This window comes from Clostridium sp. LS3 (genome assembly GCF_055330225.1).
The window spans coordinates 1,090,144-1,111,710 of record NZ_CM143921.1 but is presented as its reverse complement, the minus strand read 5'-3'; the positions used below and the strand labels follow the sequence as shown (position 1 = coordinate 1,111,710).

The 21,567-nt window shown below is 26.7% G+C and carries 18 protein-coding genes and 1 riboswitch; of the genes, 3 read left to right on the top strand and 15 right to left on the bottom strand.

Annotated elements, in window-relative coordinates; genetic code table 11:
• Positions 1–115: 115 nt before the first annotated feature.
• The 13 genes from hcp to mgtA form a co-directional block, all read right to left on the bottom strand.
• Complete coding sequence (hcp, locus tag ACZJV1_RS05035) at positions 116–1,768, bottom strand: hydroxylamine reductase (RefSeq protein ID WP_463651638.1); 1,653 nt, start codon at positions 1,766–1,768, stop codon at positions 116–118.
• A gap of 130 nt (positions 1,769–1,898) precedes the next feature.
• A complete protein-coding gene (locus tag ACZJV1_RS05030; RefSeq protein WP_463651637.1) occupies positions 1,899–3,797 on the bottom strand; it encodes an ABC transporter permease in 1,899 nt (632 codons plus the stop codon).
• The gene (locus ACZJV1_RS05025; protein WP_463651636.1) at positions 3,797–4,549 is read right to left on the bottom strand and encodes an ABC transporter ATP-binding protein; all 753 of its coding nucleotides are present in this window, start codon (positions 4,547–4,549) and stop codon (positions 3,797–3,799) included. Before ACZJV1_RS05025 ends, ACZJV1_RS05030 begins: the two co-directional genes overlap by 1 nt.
• 95 nt (positions 4,550–4,644) lie before the next feature.
• A complete protein-coding gene (locus ACZJV1_RS05020) occupies positions 4,645–5,670 on the bottom strand; it encodes an ATP-binding protein (RefSeq protein WP_463651635.1) in 1,026 nt (341 codons plus the stop codon).
• Entirely contained in the window at positions 5,670–6,341 is a 672-nt protein-coding gene (locus ACZJV1_RS05015; protein WP_463651634.1) for a winged helix-turn-helix domain-containing protein, read from the bottom strand. Before ACZJV1_RS05015 ends, ACZJV1_RS05020 begins: the two co-directional genes overlap by 1 nt.
• 113 nt (positions 6,342–6,454) lie before the next feature.
• Positions 6,455–8,305, bottom strand: a complete 1,851-nt coding sequence (locus ACZJV1_RS05010) for an ABC transporter permease (RefSeq protein ID WP_463651633.1) — start codon at positions 8,303–8,305, stop codon at positions 6,455–6,457.
• Positions 8,305–9,051: an ABC transporter ATP-binding protein gene (locus ACZJV1_RS05005; RefSeq protein WP_411170152.1), complete on the bottom strand. Its 747-nt coding sequence runs from the start codon at positions 9,049–9,051 to the stop codon at positions 8,305–8,307. The genes ACZJV1_RS05010 and ACZJV1_RS05005 overlap by 1 nt, the downstream gene beginning before the upstream one ends.
• A 12-nt stretch (positions 9,052–9,063) precedes the next feature.
• Positions 9,064–9,915: an undecaprenyl-diphosphate phosphatase gene (locus ACZJV1_RS05000; RefSeq protein WP_463652141.1), complete on the bottom strand. Its 852-nt coding sequence runs from the start codon at positions 9,913–9,915 to the stop codon at positions 9,064–9,066.
• 171 nt (positions 9,916–10,086) lie between these two features.
• Positions 10,087–11,067: a sensor histidine kinase gene (locus ACZJV1_RS04995; RefSeq protein WP_463651632.1), complete on the bottom strand. Its 981-nt coding sequence runs from the start codon at positions 11,065–11,067 to the stop codon at positions 10,087–10,089.
• A gap of 10 nt (positions 11,068–11,077) precedes the next feature.
• Positions 11,078–11,770, bottom strand: a complete 693-nt coding sequence (locus ACZJV1_RS04990) for a response regulator (protein WP_463651631.1) — start codon at positions 11,768–11,770, stop codon at positions 11,078–11,080.
• Positions 11,771–12,016: 246 nt separating this feature from the next.
• Entirely contained in the window at positions 12,017–13,039 is a 1,023-nt protein-coding gene (locus ACZJV1_RS04985; RefSeq protein WP_463651630.1) for an ROK family protein, read from the bottom strand.
• Entirely contained in the window at positions 13,039–13,668 is a 630-nt protein-coding gene (locus tag ACZJV1_RS04980; RefSeq protein ID WP_463651629.1) for an HAD family hydrolase, read from the bottom strand. Before ACZJV1_RS04980 ends, ACZJV1_RS04985 begins: the two co-directional genes overlap by 1 nt.
• A 173-nt stretch (positions 13,669–13,841) precedes the next feature.
• Positions 13,842–16,532 carry a magnesium-translocating P-type ATPase gene (mgtA, locus tag ACZJV1_RS04975; protein ID WP_463651628.1) on the bottom strand — a complete coding sequence of 897 codons (2,691 nt, stop codon included), beginning with the start codon at positions 16,530–16,532 and terminating at the stop codon, positions 13,842–13,844.
• Positions 16,533–16,879: 347 nt separating this feature from the next.
• Positions 16,880–17,039: riboswitch (M-box (ykoK) riboswitch) on the bottom strand.
• 233 nt (positions 17,040–17,272) lie between these two features.
• On the opposite strand from mgtA, the gene ACZJV1_RS04970 reads away from it, so the two are divergent.
• Complete coding sequence (locus ACZJV1_RS04970; RefSeq protein WP_463651627.1) at positions 17,273–18,223, top strand: alpha/beta hydrolase; 951 nt, start codon at positions 17,273–17,275, stop codon at positions 18,221–18,223.
• Between the two features lie 62 nt (positions 18,224–18,285).
• Here the strand turns inward: ACZJV1_RS04970 and ACZJV1_RS04965 are convergent, their stop codons facing one another.
• Positions 18,286–18,849 carry a beta-class carbonic anhydrase gene (locus ACZJV1_RS04965; RefSeq protein ID WP_460286456.1) on the bottom strand — a complete coding sequence of 188 codons (564 nt, stop codon included), beginning with the start codon at positions 18,847–18,849 and terminating at the stop codon, positions 18,286–18,288.
• Positions 18,850–19,207: 358 nt separating this feature from the next.
• Here ACZJV1_RS04965 and ACZJV1_RS04960 point away from each other — a divergent pair, with 358 nt between their 5' ends.
• Together ACZJV1_RS04960 and ACZJV1_RS04955 are read left to right on the top strand one after the other, a co-directional pair.
• Positions 19,208–19,534, top strand: coding sequence for a hypothetical protein (locus ACZJV1_RS04960; RefSeq protein ID WP_463651626.1), 327 nt, complete (start codon positions 19,208–19,210; stop codon positions 19,532–19,534).
• A gap of 355 nt (positions 19,535–19,889) precedes the next feature.
• Positions 19,890–20,405, top strand: coding sequence for a DUF5698 domain-containing protein (locus tag ACZJV1_RS04955; protein ID WP_460286514.1), 516 nt, complete (start codon positions 19,890–19,892; stop codon positions 20,403–20,405).
• A 150-nt stretch (positions 20,406–20,555) separates the two neighbouring features.
• Here ACZJV1_RS04955 and hisC read toward each other — a convergent pair whose 3' ends face one another.
• Positions 20,556–21,560, bottom strand: a complete 1,005-nt coding sequence (gene hisC, locus ACZJV1_RS04950) for a histidinol-phosphate transaminase (protein ID WP_460286454.1) — start codon at positions 21,558–21,560, stop codon at positions 20,556–20,558.
• Positions 21,561–21,567: the final 7 nt, after the last annotated feature.

Here is a 21,567-nt window from a genome sequence, read left to right as displayed (position 1 = left end):
AAATATTAAAAATAAAAATGTGATTTGAATCAAATTTTAAATATTTATTTAATTTTATAAAATAAAAAGATACAGCACTTTTCGTATATACTGTATCTCTTTAAATAATTAAATATTACACTAACTGTTTAAGGCACTCCTTTAAATCCTCTTCTGGAGTACTAATTGGTCTAAGATTAAATGTATCTACTAAATATTGCAAGACATTTGGAGATATAAAAGCTGGTAATGAAGGCCCTAAAAACATTCCTTTTATTCCAAGAGATAATAGTGCTAATAAATCAGCAACAGCTTTTTGTTCATACCATGATAAAATTATTGATAATGGTAAAGAGTTTACATCTGTATCAAAAGCATCTGCTAATGATGTAGCGATTTTTACAGCAGAATAAACATCATTACATTGACCTACATCTAATAGTCTTGGTAAGCCAGCTACCTCTCCAAACTCTAATTTATTAAATCTATATTTACCACAAGCTAGGGTTAATATGACGCAGTCATTTGGTACCTGTTCAGCAAATTCTGTATAATAGTTTCTTCCTGGCCTTGCTCCATCACAGCCACCAATTACAAAGAAGTGTCTTACCTTTCCTTCCTTAACTGCAGATACTATTTCTTCAGCATGGCTTAATGTTGCTTTGTGCCCGAATCCTACTAATATTTCATGATTTTCTTCATCTTCCTTAAATCCACCTAACTCAAGAGCTTTATCTATTATTTCAGAAAAGTCCTTATATCCACTTTCATCTACACCTATGTGTTTTACTCCATCCCAACCAACAACACTAGTAGTATAAATTCTATCCTTATAACTTTCTCTTGGTCTCATCAAACAGTTTGTTGTCATAAGAATACATCCTGGTAAATTATCAAATTCTTTTTGTTGATTTTGCCAAGCTGATCCATAGTTTCCTACTAAATGCTTATATTTCTTTAATCCATCATATCCATGAGCTGGTAGCATTTCTCCATGTGTATATATATTTACTCCTTTGCCTTCTGTTTGTTCTAGTAACATTTCTAAATCTCTTAAGTCATGCCCTGAAACAACTATAAAGGGACCCTTTTTCGTATTTACATTTACCTTATGTGGCGTGGGATTTTTGTACTTAGTAGTATTTGCATCATCTAATACTTTCATAACCTGTGTTGCCATATCACCAGTTCTCATAGTCATACGTATTAATTCTTCTAATTTAATTTCATCATTAGTTAGAGCTTCTAAAGCAATAAAATAAAACTGATCTACTTGATCATTATAAAAATCTATAAATCTTGCTTGATGTCCATATGCTGATATTCCTTTTAACCCATATAAAATAGTTGATCTTAATGATCTTATATCAGGGTCTAATGATTGATCATACATAATTCCTGCTTTAACTGAATCTTTTAGCATCTCCTCTTTACTTGAGCTTAAGTTATATTTTGCTTGTTCTGGATAATCTCCTTTAGGAGCTCTACTACGTAATGATTCTTTAATCTTTTGTGAGTCCTTAAGAAGTTTTACATGAAAGGCTACATCAAAATTCACGTTAGTTAATGTTGTAAATAATCCATTTTCAACAAATTTAACAATTTCTTTATCTATAGGCTCTCCTTTTTCTATTAAAGACTTTGCATAGCATGCAATTCCTTTTAATTGATATATTAATAAATCTTGAAGATTTGCCACCTCTGGAGTCTTTCCACAAACCCCCATTTTGGTGCATCCCTTCCCCCCCATTGTTTGCTCACATTGATAACAAAACATAGAATTTTCCATTTCTTTATCTCCTTTCTGTTTATAACTCTATTATCACTTATATATTGTTATTTTATTCATATGTAAAAAATGCTTAGATAATAAAAAAATTCACGAATTTATAAATCTCGTGAATTTTTTGTTTCTCTAATTAACTTTTATTAATTCCTATAACTTTCTTGAATCCCATAATGGAGATAATACAATTAATAATAAATATAATTGTACAAATTATTAAGCTCAATAAATATACAGAATTTAAATTTTCCTTCATAAAATCAGCTAATACATTAATTGCAAAATAGCTATGAATTGATCCAACTGCTAGTGGGATAAAGTAAAATAATGATACTTCTCTTCTTATAGATTTACCTATATCCTTCTTAGAAGCTCCTATGCTTAGTAGTGTTTTATATTTTTGCTTATCTTCATTAGCATCACTGTAAATTTTTATATAAATTATACTTGCTTCTGCTAAAGCCATAACTAAAAATAAGAACCCTCCAATTGCATAAACAAACTTTATCCACTCTATTTTTTGTAATTCTCCTAATCCATAATATCCTTTTGTAGTCTCTAAAGGAACATATTCACCTACTTCATTTATTACATTTAATATTTCTTCTTCATTTTCTATTTTAATACCATAAAAGTTTAATTCAGTTGATGTTGATTTAAGATTTTCATACTCATCATTATTTACAACTATAGTTGAATAATTTAAAGCTTCACCAAAAACTCTAATTCTAGTACTTTCACTTACTTCAAATGGAATATCATTTAATGTAATATCCTTAATATTTGCTAATAAGCTCATAAGGGTGCCCGGCCTTTCAATATATATGGCTTTTTTCCCTTGAATCATATCTTCATTAAATTTCTCTAAGTCTTTTTCATTTCCATTAGCTTTTAATATATTCTTTAAATTATAATAAGATATTACTATATATTCATCATTTTCATGTTGAGGAACATCTTTTAATGTACTCTTCGCTTTCAATACTTTAGTATTTAATGAATACTTTTCTTCTCCTACACTCTTTAATATATCTGAAATCTTTTCGGAATTAAATTCATCTGCAGAAGAAATAGCTAAAGAATATAATGTTATATTTTTTTGACTATTTTCATATGTGGTCTTCATTGAAAAGGCCGTTCCTAATACAGTTGTAGTTGTAGCAGTAAGAATTGCTATAGTTGAATAAATAGTATAGTTTTTCTTCAATCTATAAGCTAAATTATTTATAGTTATAATATTTGAGCCCTTGTATAATATAGATTTCTTATTAACTAAAAAATTAAATATTATTGGAAATACAGCTCCAAATAATCCATATGTTCCTATACAAACTAATATTAATGTCTTAACAGCATTTGTTGCTTCTTTATCTACTAAATAATAACCATATCCTATTAAAATTAATGATATTATTGCAATTATATAAGTAATAAAATTAACCTTTGGCATCTTCTCTTGCTTTTTACTTGCATTTAAAAGATCTACAATTTTACTTCTAACTATGCTTATAAATCCTTTTATACTCATAAATAGGAAGAGACACATAAAAATTAGTATAGTATAAATAATAGAATTCAAGCTTACATTAAATGAAACATCTATATTAAAATCTGCAATTTTAAAAACTATAATTTGAAAAAACTTTGATAAAATAACACCTATTGTTGTTCCTATTATTGATGCACTTACTCCAATTAACATCATTTCAATAAAATATATTTTCCCTATTACAAATGAATCAAGCCCCATAAATGCATAAATTCCAATTTCCTTTTTCCTATTTCTCAAAAAGATATTAGATGCATACCAAATAAAGAAAAACATAAATATTACTAAAATAATGGTTATCATTTGTAATATAAGCTTACTATATTCCTCATTCATATCACCAAGGATTTTCATCGCATCCCCATCCATCATAATTAAGAAATTACTTAATACAACTACAGAAAATATCATAGAAATAAAGAACATAGTATAAACTTTTATATTGTTCTTAAAGTTGTTATAAGCTATATTAAATACGCTCATTATTTAGCACCTCCTAAAGATGCTAACATATCAATTATTTTTCCGTAAAACTCTTTTCTATTATCTCCTTTATTTAATTGACACTTTATTTCTCCATCACTTAAAATATAAACTTTATTAGAATAACTTGCAGTAACAGCATCATGAGTAACCATTACAATAGTTGCCTTTTCTTCTTTATTTGCTCTACTTAAAGATTCTAATAAATCTGATGATGATCTTGAATCTAATGCTCCAGTAGGCTCATCTGCAAATATTACTTCTGGACTAGTTATTAATGCTCTAGCCGCTGCCCCTCTTTGCTTTTGTCCTCCAGATAATTCGTATGGATACTTTTTTAAATGTTCCTTAAGCCCAAATATTTCTGCTATATTAATAACTTTATTTTCAATATCTTTAGTTCTCTTTTTACCTAGTGCTAGAGGTAATGCTATATTATCCATTAAGTTCATATTATCTAAAAGGTTATAGTCTTGAAATATAAATCCTATTTTATCTCTTCTTAAATTAGATAACTCTTTATTCTTAACCTTAGTTATATCTAATCCATCAAGAATTATTTCTCCTTTTGTTGGTTTATCTAATGTGGATATCAAATTAAGCAAAGTTGTTTTCCCTGCTCCTGATGGCCCCATTATTGAAATGAAATCACCTTCATTTACAGTGAAATTTATTTTATTTAATACTCTTGTCCTAAATCCCTTGACACCATATTCTTTAGATACATCCTTTAATTTTAAAATTTCTTTCATAACTAAATCCTCCAAAATTAATTTAACTTTAATTCTATTTTAATAGTTTTTTAATTTGGATTCCTTCACTTAACCTTACCTTTTAAATTCTAATGTTACATTTTAGTAACCTTTAAATAATCTGATATCTTATAAAAAAATATATTAAACAAAGTATACTCATCCTTAATTGACTCAACAGAAATTTCATGCTCTAATTTATTTAATATCTTCTTTGTAAAGTAAAGTCCCATGCCAGTAGATTTATATACTTTATTTCTACCATTACTACCTGTAAAACCTTTATTAAATATCCTATCAATATCCTCCTTTTCTATACCAATTCCATAATCTTTAATACATAGCTTTATATGATCACTATGATTTTCTGCGTAAAACTCAATTTTACAATTTTCTTTTGAATATTTAATAGCATTATTAATTAATTGATCTAAAACATAAATGATCCATTTACCATCACTATAAATATTATAATTTAAATTATTTGTAGTAACTTCCATCTTATTTTTTATTAGAAAAAATGCATTATTTCTTATTGATTTCTTTACTATATTTTCTAAATTTTCTTCTTTAATAAATATGTCTTCTGAGGCTACAGTGGCTCTACTACCATACATTACTGAATTGACTAAAAAATTAATCTTTTCAGTTTCATTTTTAACACTATTAGCTGTATTGTTATCTTCCATTTCATCTGAAATTATATTTAATGCTGTTATAGGAAGCTTTATTTCATGAATCCACTTAGAAATATATTCTTCCATATCCCTTAATTGCTCTTCATATGTTTTTACTTTTCCATCATACTTTTTCTCTTTATTTTCTATAATATTTAACATTATCTCTTCTTCTAATGAAGTTCCTTTAATATCTTCTATAGAAATATCATTTTTATTTGAAATTGAACTATATATATCATGGTACTTTTTCTTCCAATTAGTGTACTTTATATAAAAATATATTACATAAATAGCAATTATAATAAAATCTAAATAAACTAAATCTCCAATTCTATAATTAAATGAATTTATAGAAACTAAATATATATTAATTATTAATAATAAAATTATTGAAAATATAATATTAAAATTTTTATCCTTTATAAATCTTATTAATCCCATTAAATCATATACCCTATCCCCTTCTTGGTCTTTATAAAATCATTTAATTCTAATTCATCTTTAAGTCTACTTCTAAGTCTAGTTACATTTACTGTCAATGTATTATCACTTACAAACTCATCATCATTCCATAAACTCATCATAATCTTATCTCTTGATACTACCTTACCTTTATTCTTAATAAGAATTGATAAGATTTTCATTTCATTTTTAGTTAGATCAATAATATTATCTTCATACTTAAAAGTGCACTTCTCCATATCTAAAATAGTATCCTTATAATAAATAATAGAATCTAAACTAACATAATCATAACTTCTTCTAAGAATTGCATTTATCTTAGTTATTAAAACTTCTATAGAGAATGGCTTAGTTATATAATCATCTCCGCCATTATTAATACCCATAATTAAATCCATATTAGAATCTCTTGAAGATAAGAATATTATTGGAACTTTAGATATTTCTCTAATTTTTTCACACCAATAAAAGCCATCATAATAAGGTAAATTAACATCCATTATTACTAAGCTTGGTTTCTTATCTATAAATTCCTCTCTTATATTATTAAAATCATCTATTAAATCAACGCTAAATCCCCATTTACTTAGTGATAAAGAAAGCTGTTTAGCTAAATCAAAATCATCTTCAATTAATAAAATTTCCTTCATTATAGATACCTCTCAACGTTTTTTATCTAAATTATACCATTATACATATTAAAATAATAAATATATTAATTTTAATCTAAAAAATAAGGATGATATTTAATCACCCTTATTTTTTATAAATTTCTTTTTATCTCAATTAAATATCTTTTTCTAATAACAAGGAAGTATATAACTTGAATAATTAAAAAGCTTCCCATTACTGTAATTGCTGATATTCTTATTTCCATTTCAAATGCATTATTTAATGCTAATAGTGCAAATAAAGAGTGTACTACTGCAACTATATAAGGAAGTAAAAATAATACTCCAATTTCTATAGTTGATATTTTCTTTATTTCTTTAAAGGTTAATCCTATTTTATTTAGATTGTTATACTTCACTTTGTCCTCTTCTATATCCATATAATATTTATTATATAGAAAGCTAGCAGTAGTCACAAAGAAGATTATTCCTATAAATATTGCTAGAAACATAAATATTCCATACCCTAATTTAATGGCTTCTAACATATTAGCCTTTATTAGAAGAATCTCTTCTTTACTATAGTTTTCTTCTGGAAACTTCTCTATATATTTTTTAGATATATCCAAAGTTTCTTTATAATTATCTATATTAATACTATAAAATGAAAATACTGAAGCATTGATTTTATTATATTCTTCGTCATTTATAATATATAAATCCTCATATAAAGCTGGAAGAACTCTATATTCTAAAACTGAAGTAACTTCTATATTCATACTATCAATTGATATATTTTTAAGTCCTTTTGTAACTTGTGCTTCTAATACAGCTTCATTTTCATTAAGAAGTATATTATCTTTTTTAAGTGAATTAGCTAACATATTATAGGTACTTTCACTTATTATATTTATCTCATTATTATTATATTGTAGTGATTTTATTTCACCCTTAACCTTTGTATAATTATAGTTATATTCCTTTAAATCATCTTCAAAAAACATTATTTTTTCATCAATATTTATATTATCTTCATCAAAGGAATAGAAAAATGCTTGAGGAAAATTTTTATCCACCTCTGATTCCTTATTAAGCCAAAAGGAATATACTCCTCCAATTGACGTAAATGCCACTGCTGAAGTTATTGTTATAATAAAAAACATTCTTACATTATCTTTTATTCTATATAAAAGATTTGAAACCCATAATAATGCTGTTTTATTCATATAAAACCTTCTAATGCTTCTTAGCTTATCTACTATAAAAACACTAAGCTGGGAAAACAATAAATAAGTTCCGATTATAACAATTACTGTTACAGGCACAATTCTATATATTATATTTTTCATGGTTGAGGTAATTGAAAAATAGTATCCTACAACAATTAATACAATACAAATTAATGTAAGAATACTCGATGTTTTTGGTTCATCCTTTGGTTTTTCTGTTGCTTTAAGCAATGATAAAACCTTATCTTCTTTTATTATACTAGCAGTGAAAATAGAAATTATTCCCCCCATTAAAATAAAAGCCATTATTGTAATTATCATTGCCTTAGTTGGGAAATAAAAAGTTAAAATATCATAACCTAATAACTTTCCACTAGCTACTAAAAATATTTTTGAAAAAATTAATCCTAATATAATTCCAATCACACCAGATATAGAACTAATTAAAATATTTTCAATTATAATCATTTTCTTTATTTGTTTATCTGAAGCTCCTAAAATATATAGTGTTCCAAACTCTTTATATCTACTTTTTAAAAATACACTTACAGAATAAAATATAAAGAAGCATAAAAATACGTATGCTATTACCATAGTTAAATAAAATCCAACTTGTAAGTAGTTTCGAAAGCTACTTATATCTAATTCTGGATGCAGTATTAGCATAGTAAATGAAAATAATAACGCTGCTGAAATACTACTACTTAAGAAATATCCAAAATATGCCCTTATATTTCTTCCTACATTTCTAGTGGCGAACTCTATAAAATTCATTATCTTCCCCCTCCTAGTAACGCAAGAACATCTAAAATTTCTTGATAAAACTGTTGTCTATTATCCCCTTTATAAATTTCATTATATATTGATCCATCCTTTATAAATAAAATTCTATTACAATAGCTGGCTGCTAATGGATCATGTGTGACTATCATTGTAGTGACATTTTCCTCCTTATTTATTTTTTCAAATAGCTCCATTACTATCCTCGATGCTTTTGAATCTAAATTTCCAGTAGGTTCATCTGCTAGAAGAATTGATGGATTGTGTATTAAAGCTCTTGCAACTGCTGTTCTTTGAGCTTCACCTCCAGATATTTCAAATGTTCTTTTATTTAGCAATTCTCTTATACCAAGAATATTTGCTACCCTTTGTAGCCTTTTATCTTGCTCATTTATTGATACGCCATCTAAAGTCAGTGGTAACAATATGTTTTCACCAATAGTCAATGTGTTTATTAAATTAAAATCTTGAAATACGAAGCCTAACTCTCTTCTCCTAAATAATGCTAATTCATCTCCTTTAAGTATTAAAGGATTAACATTGTTTACTTTTATTTCTCCTGAAGTAGGTTTATCTATTGTAGAAATCATATTTAAGAGTGTTGTCTTTCCACTACCCGAAGGCCCCATTATTCCTACAAATTCTCCCTTTTCTATATTAAAGTTAATATTATTTAAAGCGCTAAATACAACTTTATTTCCATATATCTTCTTTAAATTTTTAACTGTTAAAACTTCCATTTTTCTCTCCCTCTATACCGTTAATATTATAACTTTTTTAAATACTAATACAGCAAGTAAAATTCCTACTAAAATTCTATAAATTGCAAATATCTTCATAGGCTTTTTCTTTAAATAATCAATAAATTTTTTAATAACTATCATCGATACTATAAAGGCAACAATAAATCCTAATATTAATGCAATCCATAAGGTTGATGTCATTATAGAATAATCAAATTCAAATAAGTCTTTACCTGATGAACCTATCATTGCTGGAATAGCTAAAAAGAATGAAAATTCAGCTGCTATAGCTGTTGACATTCCTGCAATCCATCCTCCCATAATAGTTGATGCACTTCTAGACATTCCTGGCCAAACAGCTAACACTTGTAATATACCTACCTTTAAAGCTTGAATATAACTTATATCATCTATATTATAAGCTTGCTTTTTTCTATTTCTAAATATATTTTCCACTATTAATAATAAAATGCCGCCTACTATGAAACCTATAATTACAGCTTCTGGATTAAATAAAAATTTTATTTTCTTATAAAATAATACACCTATAATCCCCATTGGAATAGAAGCTATTATAATATTAATCCCAAACTTAAACCCCACTCTACCTTCTTTTCCTTTAGTAATTATAAATTTTAAAAACTCTATTATACTTTCACTAATTTTCTTCCAATAAAGTACTACTACTGCTAATATTGCTCCTAATTGAATTACTACCTCAAACATCTTAACAAATTCGCCATTAAAATTTATTAAGCTTCCAATTAATATCATATGTCCTGTAGAAGATACAGGAATAAATTCTGTAAGTCCTTCTACTATCCCAATTATAATCGCTTTTAATATGAATATTATATCAATCACCTTATTTATCCTCCTTTAAACTTTATATATTTAGTTTAAAGGAAAATACTTTATATCTACTATCTTTGAACCTTACAGAATTATTACACGTGCGTCACCTTCAACTATTCTATTTTTAAAACTTCTAGAACCTATCCGAATTTACTAAAAAAAGTAGGACTATTTCTCCTACTTCTTAAACATTACTGTAACAATTGTTCCACATTCAATTTTAGAATCTATTACTACCTTATGATCTAATTTATCACAAACCTTTTTTACTATGTATAAGCCCATACCTGTAGACTCACCAAATTTACGTCCATTTTCTCCTGTAAAAAACGGGTCAAATACTCTTTTAATATCTTTTTTATTTATTCCTATTCCCTCATCTATAACATATAATTTAACAAATTCTAAATCTTCTTCAGATTTTATTATTAATTCTTTTCCAATACTCCTAGAGTATTTTATTCCATTAACAATAAGCTGTTCTAATATAAATTTAACCCACTTTGCATCACTATATATTTCTATTTTTTTATCTATTTCAACTATTGGTTTTATTTTATTTTTAATAAATAAAGTTTTTTCTTCATTTATTTTATTAATAACTAAATTATATAAAGAAATTTTCTCTATTATAAAATCTTTTTGAAATGAATCTAACCTAGCAAAATACATTGCCATATTTAATCCTTTATTTAACTTATATACTTCTTTTTTAATATTTTCAATAGGCTCCTCACCCTCATACTCTTGCATTTGTAACTGTATAACTGATAAAGGTGTTTTCATTTGATGTACCCACTGATTTATAAATATTAAATGTTCTTCATAGTTTTTATTTAACTCTATTATTTCTTCGTTATATAAACTATTCATTTTCTTTAAATTGTTAGATATACCTTCTCCTAAAACTGAATCTCCTAAATTTAATATAGATTCATCTAAGTTATTTAAGTTATTTTCTAAAAATTTATAAACTTCTTTATTCTTATAATATCTACGTCCTAAGAAAACAAATAAAATAAATGTATTAAATAATAATATATAGAAACACTCATTTACATTTAAATTACCTAAAAGTGTTATATAACTTAAGGTAATAATAAGGCTTAAGAAATATATAATTATATATCCTTTACTATCCTTTATAAATAATTTCATTTTCATTCTCCTACCAGGTTTTATTTAACCTATATCCAACGGTTCTTACAGTTCCTATTCCGTTATATATTCCAATTTCTTGAAGCCTTTTTCTTATTCTGCTTATATTAACATTTAATGTATTTTCTTCTACAAACTCAATATCATCCCATATCTTTTCTAAAAGGAACTCTCTATCTACAACTTTAGGATATTTTTTAATAAGATATTCTAATAATATACCTTCCTTTTTCGTTATTATTAATTTTTTATCATTAAACTCTATTTCGGATCTCTCTGGATAAAATACCAGTCCATCAAGTTCTACTATTCTTTCATTCATTTTAGGAGCATAATCTCCAAAGGCTCTTCTTATATGACTTTTTATCTTTGCCATGACAACCTCATAATAGAAAGGCTTGGTTATATAATCATCTCCACCATTTTCAAGAGCCATAACTTGATCCATCCCACTATCCCTAGCTGATATAAATATTATTGGAACTTTTGACTCTTGTCTTATTTTCCTACACCAATAAAACCCATCAAACTTAGGTAAATTAACATCTAATAATACAAGATCAGGATTGAATTCATTAAATTCATCCATTATATTTTCAAAGTTTTCTACTACTTTTACATCAAATTGGTATTTAGATATATATTCTTTTAATAAAAAGCTTATTGATAAATCATCTTCTATAATATATATTTTATAATTCATATTATCTACTCCTTAATAATTATGAAATTACATTAATTATACAATTATTCCATGCATATTTGTATTACATTTTAGTAAGGTATTTATATAAGAACTCTTATTAATTATGTGTTTCTTAGTAAAAAGAAAAGTTATGGCTTATATTAAATTATAGCCATAACTTTCAATTTTATTTAAAAGTATTTTGGTTACGCTAGTAAAAACTATAACGCCCTCCATACTTATAATAAACTAATTTAGTTTAAATTAAATTTCAATAAGCTTAACCTCTTTATTTATTAAGCTTAATGCCTTTTCTTTTATTCCTTCTAAAGCATAATCAGCTTCTTTATTCTCTATTAGTATTTTAGTTTTTATATTAAATTCTTTATCATACTGATTTATTATTTTATCTTTCATCTCATATTTAAAACTACTTCCACCTAAAACCACTACTTTAGGATTAATTATAGCTGATATAGTTTTAATAGTATCTATAATTATTCTGCAATAGGTATCATCATCTAGATCACTCATCATAGCAATGTTTAAAAACTTATCTTTCATAGGTATAAAACCAATTTCACCTGCATATCCATCGTCACCCTTTAAAACATTTCCATTTACTATTATTCCTGATCCTACTCCTAATGAAGTAAAACTTATATACACAAGGCTCATACTTCTACAATTATTCTTTTCTACATAATCATTATAAAAAGCTATAGAAGTTGAGTTTATATCATTTTCTAATATTATCGGAATTTTATACTTCTCCTCAAGCTGTTTCTTTATTTTTATCTCTTTCCACTCTTCCATCTTGATTCCAGATAAAAACCCATCTTTAGTTACTATTCCTGGTACACTAATTCCTATTCCTTCTATATTAAAATAAACTCTATATAAACCTTCTATGGCATCTATTATAGTTTTAGTATCCTCTACACCATTTATTAGTTTAGCATTTTCTTCTAAGACTTCACCTAAAGCATTTACCAATCTATATACTATTTTTTCTTCCTCTACTGAAAGTACTATTACATACCTTTTATTAGAATTAATTTTATATCTTTCTGCTCTTCTTCCACCACTTGATTCATCTAAGCCAATAGAGGTTATTTCATCTATTTCTATTAATTCATTAAGTATTCCTCTTACAGTTGTATGGCTTATTCCTGTATCTTTAACAATTTCACCTCTCGTTGCATTACCTCTAGTCCTTATAGAATTCATTATTAATGAAGTATTTACATTTTTAAGTTCCTTTGGTGTTCCTGCAATTTTTTTCATTAAATATTTAACTCCTTTAAAATATCTCTTGGCTCTTTTAAATTAAAATCAGCTTCTATACCATCTAAGCTATCTGCTCCCCATATGGCTATTCCAAAATCCATACCAGCTGCTTTTGTAGCTTTAAAGTCAAATATTGTATCACCTATATACATACACTCCTTTGGTGATATATCTAGTATTTCGGCAACCTTAAGCAATGGATCTGGATAAGGTTTATGCTTTTCTGTATCATCAGCTAACACTTCACATTTAATATATTTTTGCAATCCAGTAGGTACAAAATCTATTTCATATTGATTTTTCATTTTAGAACTTGCTATTGCGCATATGATTCCTTCTTTATATAAAGTTTTTATAACTTCATCAAGGCCATCATATAATGTAGCCCCTTCTTCAAATTCATTTACATACTTCACCCATTTATCGTAAGCTTTCTCTATATCCTTAAAACCTAATTCTTCTATTGTCTTTTTTCCTGCATATGCTTTATATTTCAATAAGTTTTCATATGATACATCTTGTCCAAGTTCTTCTTTAATTAACCTTTGTAGAGGTATCATATTCATTCTTTCTGTATTTAAAATTGTTCCGTCTAAATCAAATATTACACATTTGTATTTTCTCAATTTTCTCTCTCCTTAACTTTTAATATAACCTTTTAAAAGTTTATTGCAAAAGTATTTTATCATAATTTTATAAATTATTCAACAATTAATAATACTCTAAATTTATATATTCATTGCTCATTAAATAAAAACAAGCTAAATTTAAAACTTAGCTTGTTTTCTTTAATAAATATTTACAATAACTCACCATATCTATTTATAAAAGCTTTCTTTAAAACTGTTGCTAATGCCATATAAAGAATTATTATTATAACTAGACAAGGGAAATAAATTGCTGGCATAGCAACCATATCTAAAGCCTTTCCAAAAGCTGTATAAGGAATTATAGTTCCTATTGCTATTCCTAATGTTGTTAATGTTGTAAGCTTCCATGATGCACGGCTTTGAATAAATGGAATACGTGGTGTCCTAATCATATGAATTACAAGAGTTTGAGACCATAGTGATTCAACAAACCATCCTGCATGGAAAAGTCCCATAAACCCTAACTGTTGCACTTCATTTAGTGTATGGAATTGTCCGCCAAATACAAATGGACAAATAAAGAAATACATTAGAATATAAGTTGCAATATCAAAAACTGAGCTAGTTGGTCCAATCCAAATCATAAACTTGCTAATGGAGCCTGCATCCCATTTACGAGGTGCTTTAAGATAATCTTCATCTACATTATCCCAAGGAATAGCTATACAAGAAATATCATAAATTAAATTTAGCATTAAAAGCTGTATTGGCATCATAGGTAAGAATGGTAAGAATATACTTGCTGCTAGAACAGAAAACATATTTCCAAAGTTAGAGCTTGCTGTCATTTTAATATATTTAATGATATTTGCATATATCTTTCTGCCTTCTATTACTCCATCTTCTAAAACCATCAAATCTTTTTCTAACAATATAATGTTAGCTGATTCTTTAGATATATCTACTGCTGTATCTACAGAAATCCCAACATCTGCTTCTGTCATAGCTCCTGCATCATTTATTCCGTCTCCCATAAAACCAACAGTATGTCCATTATTTCTTAAAGCAGCTACAACACGTACCTTTTGTTGTGGTGAAAGCTTAGCAAATACATTAGTTTCTTCTACTACTTCACTAAGTAGTTCATCATCCATTTCTTCAATATCTGATCCAAGCAATAAATTACTTACTTTTATTCCGACTTGACGACAAATTGAAGATGTTACAGCATCATTATCTCCAGTAAGAATTTTAACATTAACACCATACTCCTCAAGAGCCTTTATTGCTCCAGCTGTACTTTTCTTTGGAGGATCTAAGAATGCAAGATATCCTATTAGAACCATATCAGCTTCATCTTTTACTGAAAGTTCTCCTACTTTTGATGGATTATTCTTTTGAGCAATACCTAATATACGCATTCCTTCTCTATTGTAGCCTGCAACTGTCTCTAGAATTTCATCTTTTATTTTTTCTGTAATAGGTTCTATTTTCCCCTTATATTCTACATGTGAGCAAACTGATATCATTTCTTCAATTGCTCCTTTTGTAATAAGTTGAGTTTTACCATATTTATCTTCAACTACTACACTCATACGACGACGACTAAAATCAAATGGTATTTCATCTACTTTTTTATAATCTTTCCATAATTCAATCATATCTTTTTCATTTGCATGATTTACTATAGCTATATCCATTAAGTTTTTTAATCCTGTTTGATGATAGCTGTTAAGAAAAGCATGGCGTAATACTCTACTATCTTCATTTCCTTCAATATCAAGAGAATATTCTAAAACAACTTTATCTTGTGTAAGTGTTCCAGTTTTATCAGTACAAAGAACATCCATAGATCCAAAATTTTGTATTGCATTTAAATCTTTAACTATTACTTTTTTCTTTGACATAGAAACTGCACCTTTTGCAAGGTTTGCTGAAACAATCATTGGTAGCATTTCTGGGGTAAGACCTACTGCAATAGAAAGAGCAAATAGAAATGCTTCCATCCAATCTCCTTTAGTAAAGCCATTCATGAATAGCACTATCGGAACCATTACTAACATAAATCTAATTAATACCCAGGATACTGAGTTTACACCTTTTTCAAAGCTTGTAGTAACTTTTTTACCTACTATTTGCTTTGCCATAGAACCAAATATTGTATCGTCCCCAACATTAATTGCTATTGCTGTAGCTGAACCGCTAATAACATTACTTCCCATGAAAGCTAAATTGTTCATCTCAACAGGATTTTTACAATCACTTATAATAGCCTTATCTATTTTTTCAACTGGTTCACTTTCACCAGTTAATGATGATTGACTTATAAATAAATCCTTAGATCTTAATATTCTAACATCAGCTGGAATCATATCACCAGCAGCTAAATGAATTATATCTCCAACTACAATTTCATTAATTGAAATTTCTTGTCTTCCAATTTCTTTACGCTCTACACTTATAGTTGTCTTAACCATTTCACTTAGCTTTTCAGCTGCTTTACTTGACCTTGCCTCTTGTACAAAACGAAGGATTCCACTAACTAAAACCATTGTAGTTACTATAATAACTGATGTTGCATCTCTATCTGCTGGTTCAACAATAGCTATATCTGTAATGAATGATATAACTGCTAAAATCAATAAAATTATAGTAAATGGATTAATAAAAGCTTCTAAAAGTCTTTTTAATAAAGAGTCACCTTTTTGATGAGTAACTTCATTTTTTCCAAACTTCTCTCTCATTAATTCAACTTTACTTTCTTCATAGCCATTATAGCTTGTATCATATATCTTTAATATAGCACTTTCATTTTGAATTGCAGCTGAAATTAATCTATTCTTTGTTTCAGCTAATCTTAATTCATTAGTAATGTTTTTTTTCAATATTCTTTTTTTCATTGTCTTTCCCTCCTAAAAAATAGATTTTAATACTTTTTTAGAAAGTAAGACATAAACCCAAAAGAAATACTAATGTAAATTATTCAATTGTAATGAGCAAGAGGAATGAATGTACAATCTAGTACATAATAAATTCATCGTGCTTACGAAAATCATACTTCTCCCTAGTGGGTCTATGTTCTTACTACTCTCTTCATCCATTCCTCTCACCTCCAAAAATTCAAAATATATAAACATAAAATTGATTAAAAATAAAAAACCCTTACCAAAGCCAAAACAATGGTAAGGGAAATAAAATTCCTAAAATATGCAATAATAAACTGCAACAAAAAACATAAAACAAAAAAATTGTTTCACCATCGTTCAAGCTTCAGCTTCACAAGGCGATGAAATTGCATTAGTCTATGCCTTGGATTCGACATAGACTGCTAACCTTCTCATAGTGTCTCCACTATTTTGCGGCAGCAACCCTTATCCTTGTGGTAACCTCACCTACCGAGATATTTAATTTTCAAATTTTAATTTCTAATTCTACTTCATCATATGAAATTACTCTATATTTGTCAACCCTTTTTAATATTTTTATTTAATTTAATTATAAAAAATAAGTTTATAGCTCAATTTTTAAAATTTAATTCATATTATTATTATAAAGTCACTTTCAAATAATTTATTGTGAAATTTATTTAAAAGTGATAAAATAACCCTTAATAATATTAGCACAATCCAAGGAGGTAACTATGAAAAAGAAAAATATAGTACTACTTTCAACTGGTGTTTTAGCCACTTTATCAGTTGGCGCCTTAGGCTTTGTAGGAAATTACTTTTATAACTTAGCTCTTAATCCAAAAACTTCTAAAGATATTATTTTTGGTAAACCTGAAGAATCTGAAGATACAGATGGACAAGTTTTAAATGAAGATGTAAATTGGCTAACTAGTAATTCAAACTTTTCTGATGAATATATAACTTCATTTGATAATTTAAAACTGCATGGATATAAAATACTAAACGAAAATCCTACTAATAAGTGGGCAATAACTGTTCATGGATATACTTGTAAAGGTTCTGATATGATACTTTATGCTAAAAGCTTTTATGATATGGGTTATAACGTTTTAATTCCAGATTTAAGAGCTCATGGAAGTAGCGAAGGTAATTACATTGGAATGGGATGGAATGACAGACTTGATATTATAGAGTGGATAAATTTAATTATTAAAAATTATGAAAATACAGAAATAATACTTCATGGAGTATCTATGGGAGCTGCTACTGTTTCTATGGTATCGGGTGAAAATTTACCTAATAATGTAAAGGCAATTATAGCAGATTGCGGTTATACATCTGTTTGGAATCAATTTTCTCATAAATTAAAGGGGCTTTATTCACTTCCAGACTTTCCTGTAATGCATGCTTCTTCATTAGTATCAAAATTTAGAGCTGGATATAACTTAAGAAAAGCATCAGCATTAAATCAAGTTTCGAAATCTAAAACTCCAATACTTTTTATTCATGGTGATAAAGATGACTTTGTTCCATATTCAATGATGGACGAACTATATACCGCTACGAGTTCTGAAAAAGAAAAACTTACTATTGAAGGAGCGGGACATGCTAAAGCATCAAAAGTGAATCCTGATCTTTACTGGTCAACCATTGAAACTTTTATAAATAAATACATTGATTAATTTTATATAACTAAAAAGGCAAAAGATAATTTAATCTTTTGCCTTTTTATTAGTATTTAGCTTTAATTTTCGTAACCATTTATAATCACATCAAGTTTACCAATTTCCGGATCTATTGCTAGACCATGAACTGATATTCCTTGTGGCATTAAAGGATGTCTTTTTATTAAATTAACACTATCTTTTATAGATTCTTCTACTGAATCAAATCCATGTAACCACTTTTTCACATCAATTCCGCCATTAAAAAGTGTATTTATAGCTTCCTGTGAGATTCCTCTATCAATAGCTTTTTCTAATAAATTTTCTGTATTTAAATTACACATCCCACATCCATGATGGCCAATCACAAAAATTTCATCTACATTAAATTCATAAATTGCAACAATAACGCTTCTAATTACACTTCCAAAAGGATGCATAATTGATGCTCCAGCATTTTTAACAATTTTAGCATCACCATTTTTTAAATTTAATGCTTTAGGTAGTAAATCTGTAAGTCTGGTATCCATACAAGATAAAATAAGTATCTTTTTCTTTGGCTCTTTTGAAGTTTTGTACTGTTCATATTCTTTATTCTCAACAAAATTTTTATTAAATTCTAATATATCATTTAATTTACTCATATAATCTCCTCTCTTATCTTTTTTAGTCTTTTTCTTATTTTATACTAAGATTATAATATTTCATATAGTTTTTTATGTAATGTTAATTGACTTTTTTGAACTCTTTTTTTACACATATACTTATTTTAATTTTATTATATTTATGTTACTATACGAAAAGGAGTATTTAATGATATGGTTAAATTATTAAATTTAAACTTTAGCAAAAAATCTTAGAGACGTAACCTTTTGTTTATTAATTATATTTACAAAGTATCTTAAATTTAATATTTAATATTTATTATTTAATAATATAACTAGCTTTTGAAGAAAATATATATTATGATTATAAAAAATACAAATATAAGGTGGTACATATATGACAGTTTATGCAATAACATTTTACTTAAATGAAGACTCACATTCATGCGGATGTGAATCTCATGATCACGACCATAACCACGATCATGAACATCATCATAATCATCGTGATGATTATGAAATAGTTGGAACAATAAAATCACTTGGAGCTTGGGCTAACTTTATGCCTGATAGCTATTTAGTTAAAACTGATGTTTCAGCTAAAGAAATAGCAGAAAAAATTAAAGAATTCTTAGCACCTAATGATTTACTTTTTGTAACTAAAGTTGATGAAGATGATGTTGCATCTTTAACTCCTGGAGTTGTAGATTGGATAAAAGCTTAGTAACTAAATAAATATAAGAGATGGATTTTATAGTAAATCCATCTCTTATATTTATTTAGTATTTTTAATAATAGAAGTGCTATCTAATCTTAACAAAAAAATTTAACTATGTATAAGTTTATAATTAGTATATTTAATTATAAATTCTTCAATATTAACTAAATTTAAATAATTTTATTACATAATCTGTCTACTAAGATTTCACTAATATAATAATTCTAAAATTAAACATTATCTCATCTATTATTCTTTAAACTTTCTTATACTATAGTTAATTAATTTTTTCTAATATGAAATACTTACCTTATTAACTTATAATAAAGTGAAACTAAACTAGAAGGAGGTATTAAAATTGATGAATGCATTAACAATTTTTATTTTACAACTTATTTATGTTCCTCTTTTAACTCTTAGAACTACCTTCGTTGTAAAAGGTAAGAAGGCTCAAGCATCATTATTTGCTTTTCTTGAAGCTATTATTTATATAGCAAGTCTTGGGATAGTTTTCTCTGATTTAAGTAACTTTCTTAACATAGGTGCTTATATACTTGGATATGGTATTGGAATATACTTAGGCGGAATAATAGAAGAAAAATTAGCCATTGGATATAGATCTATTCATGTAAATTTAACAAATTATAACCAAGAGTTAGTAGATAAACTACGAAGTTTAAAATTTGGTGTAACTATTTATACCGGAGAAGGAATTAATAAAGAAAAAAGATACAGACTTGAAATAGTTTCTCATAGAAATAGGGAAAATGAAGTTATATCTATTATTGAATCAATGGAAAAAAACGCCTTCATAGTTTCTTATGAACCTACACAATTCAAAGGTGGATATATAATAAAACATATCAAAAATTTGTAAATAAACTTTAATACCCCTATAAGAAAGTTCTTATTTTAATGATAAAATTCAAACAATTATATTTAACTTAACTTAAAATATAAAAGGAAGTTATTAAAAAATAACTTCCTTTTATATTCTAAAGAATTATTAAACTTGCAAATAATTTAGCTAAAGATTATAGTTAAAAAACCTTTTTATAATCTGTATAACTTTCTCATTCTGATCCTTTGTGCCCATTGAAATTCTAACAAATCCATTCATTCCTATTAAAGCACCATCTTTTATTATTATGCCTTCTTCTTTCATAAAGTTTACAAACTCAGTTGCTCTATGTCCTAATTTAATCATAATAAATGATGCATATGATTTTATATATTCTAAATCAATCTCTTCTAAAGCTTTTTCATACATCCTAAGCGCTTCTTTATTTTCGACTCTAACTTTCTCTACATACTCTTTTTCATCTATAACTCTTACTGCCAAAGCTTGTGCATAAGAATTTAAATCAAAAGGTCCGATAACAAAATTAAACTCATCATTTATTTTAGGTCTAGCAATGCTATATCCTACTCTAACACCAGCTAATCCATATGCTTTCGAAAAAGTTCTTAATATTATAACATTAGGAAACTCTTTATAAATTTTTATAGAATCTAATGGATCCTTATCTAAAAATTCTACATAAGCTTCATCTAAAACTACTTTAACATAAGATGGAACCTTTTTTAAGAATGCTATAATCTCTTCATCAGTTAATAATGTCCCTGTTGGATTATGAGGATTTGATATCCAAATTAATCTTGTATTTTCATTTATTTTTTCTAAAGTTGTATCTAAATCAATTCCATAATTCTTTAATGGAACTTTAATATACTTACATTCTTTTATTTTTGCAGCAATCTCATATGTCGGGAAAGCTACTTCAGGCATTATTACTTCATTATTTCCTCTTACTAAGCCAAAAGTTAAAGCCTTAATTAAATAGTCTGAACCATGAGAGCAAACTACTTCTTCTTTTGTCACTCCAAAATGCTGAGCAATCTTTTCTCTCACTAAACCATTTGTCACATCTGGATATAACTTAGGGTTTATATCTTTTATGTAGTCTTCTATATTAAAATGATGCTTTATTTGGTTCTCATTTGAATCTAACTTAATTAACTCCCAACTCAAATTTATC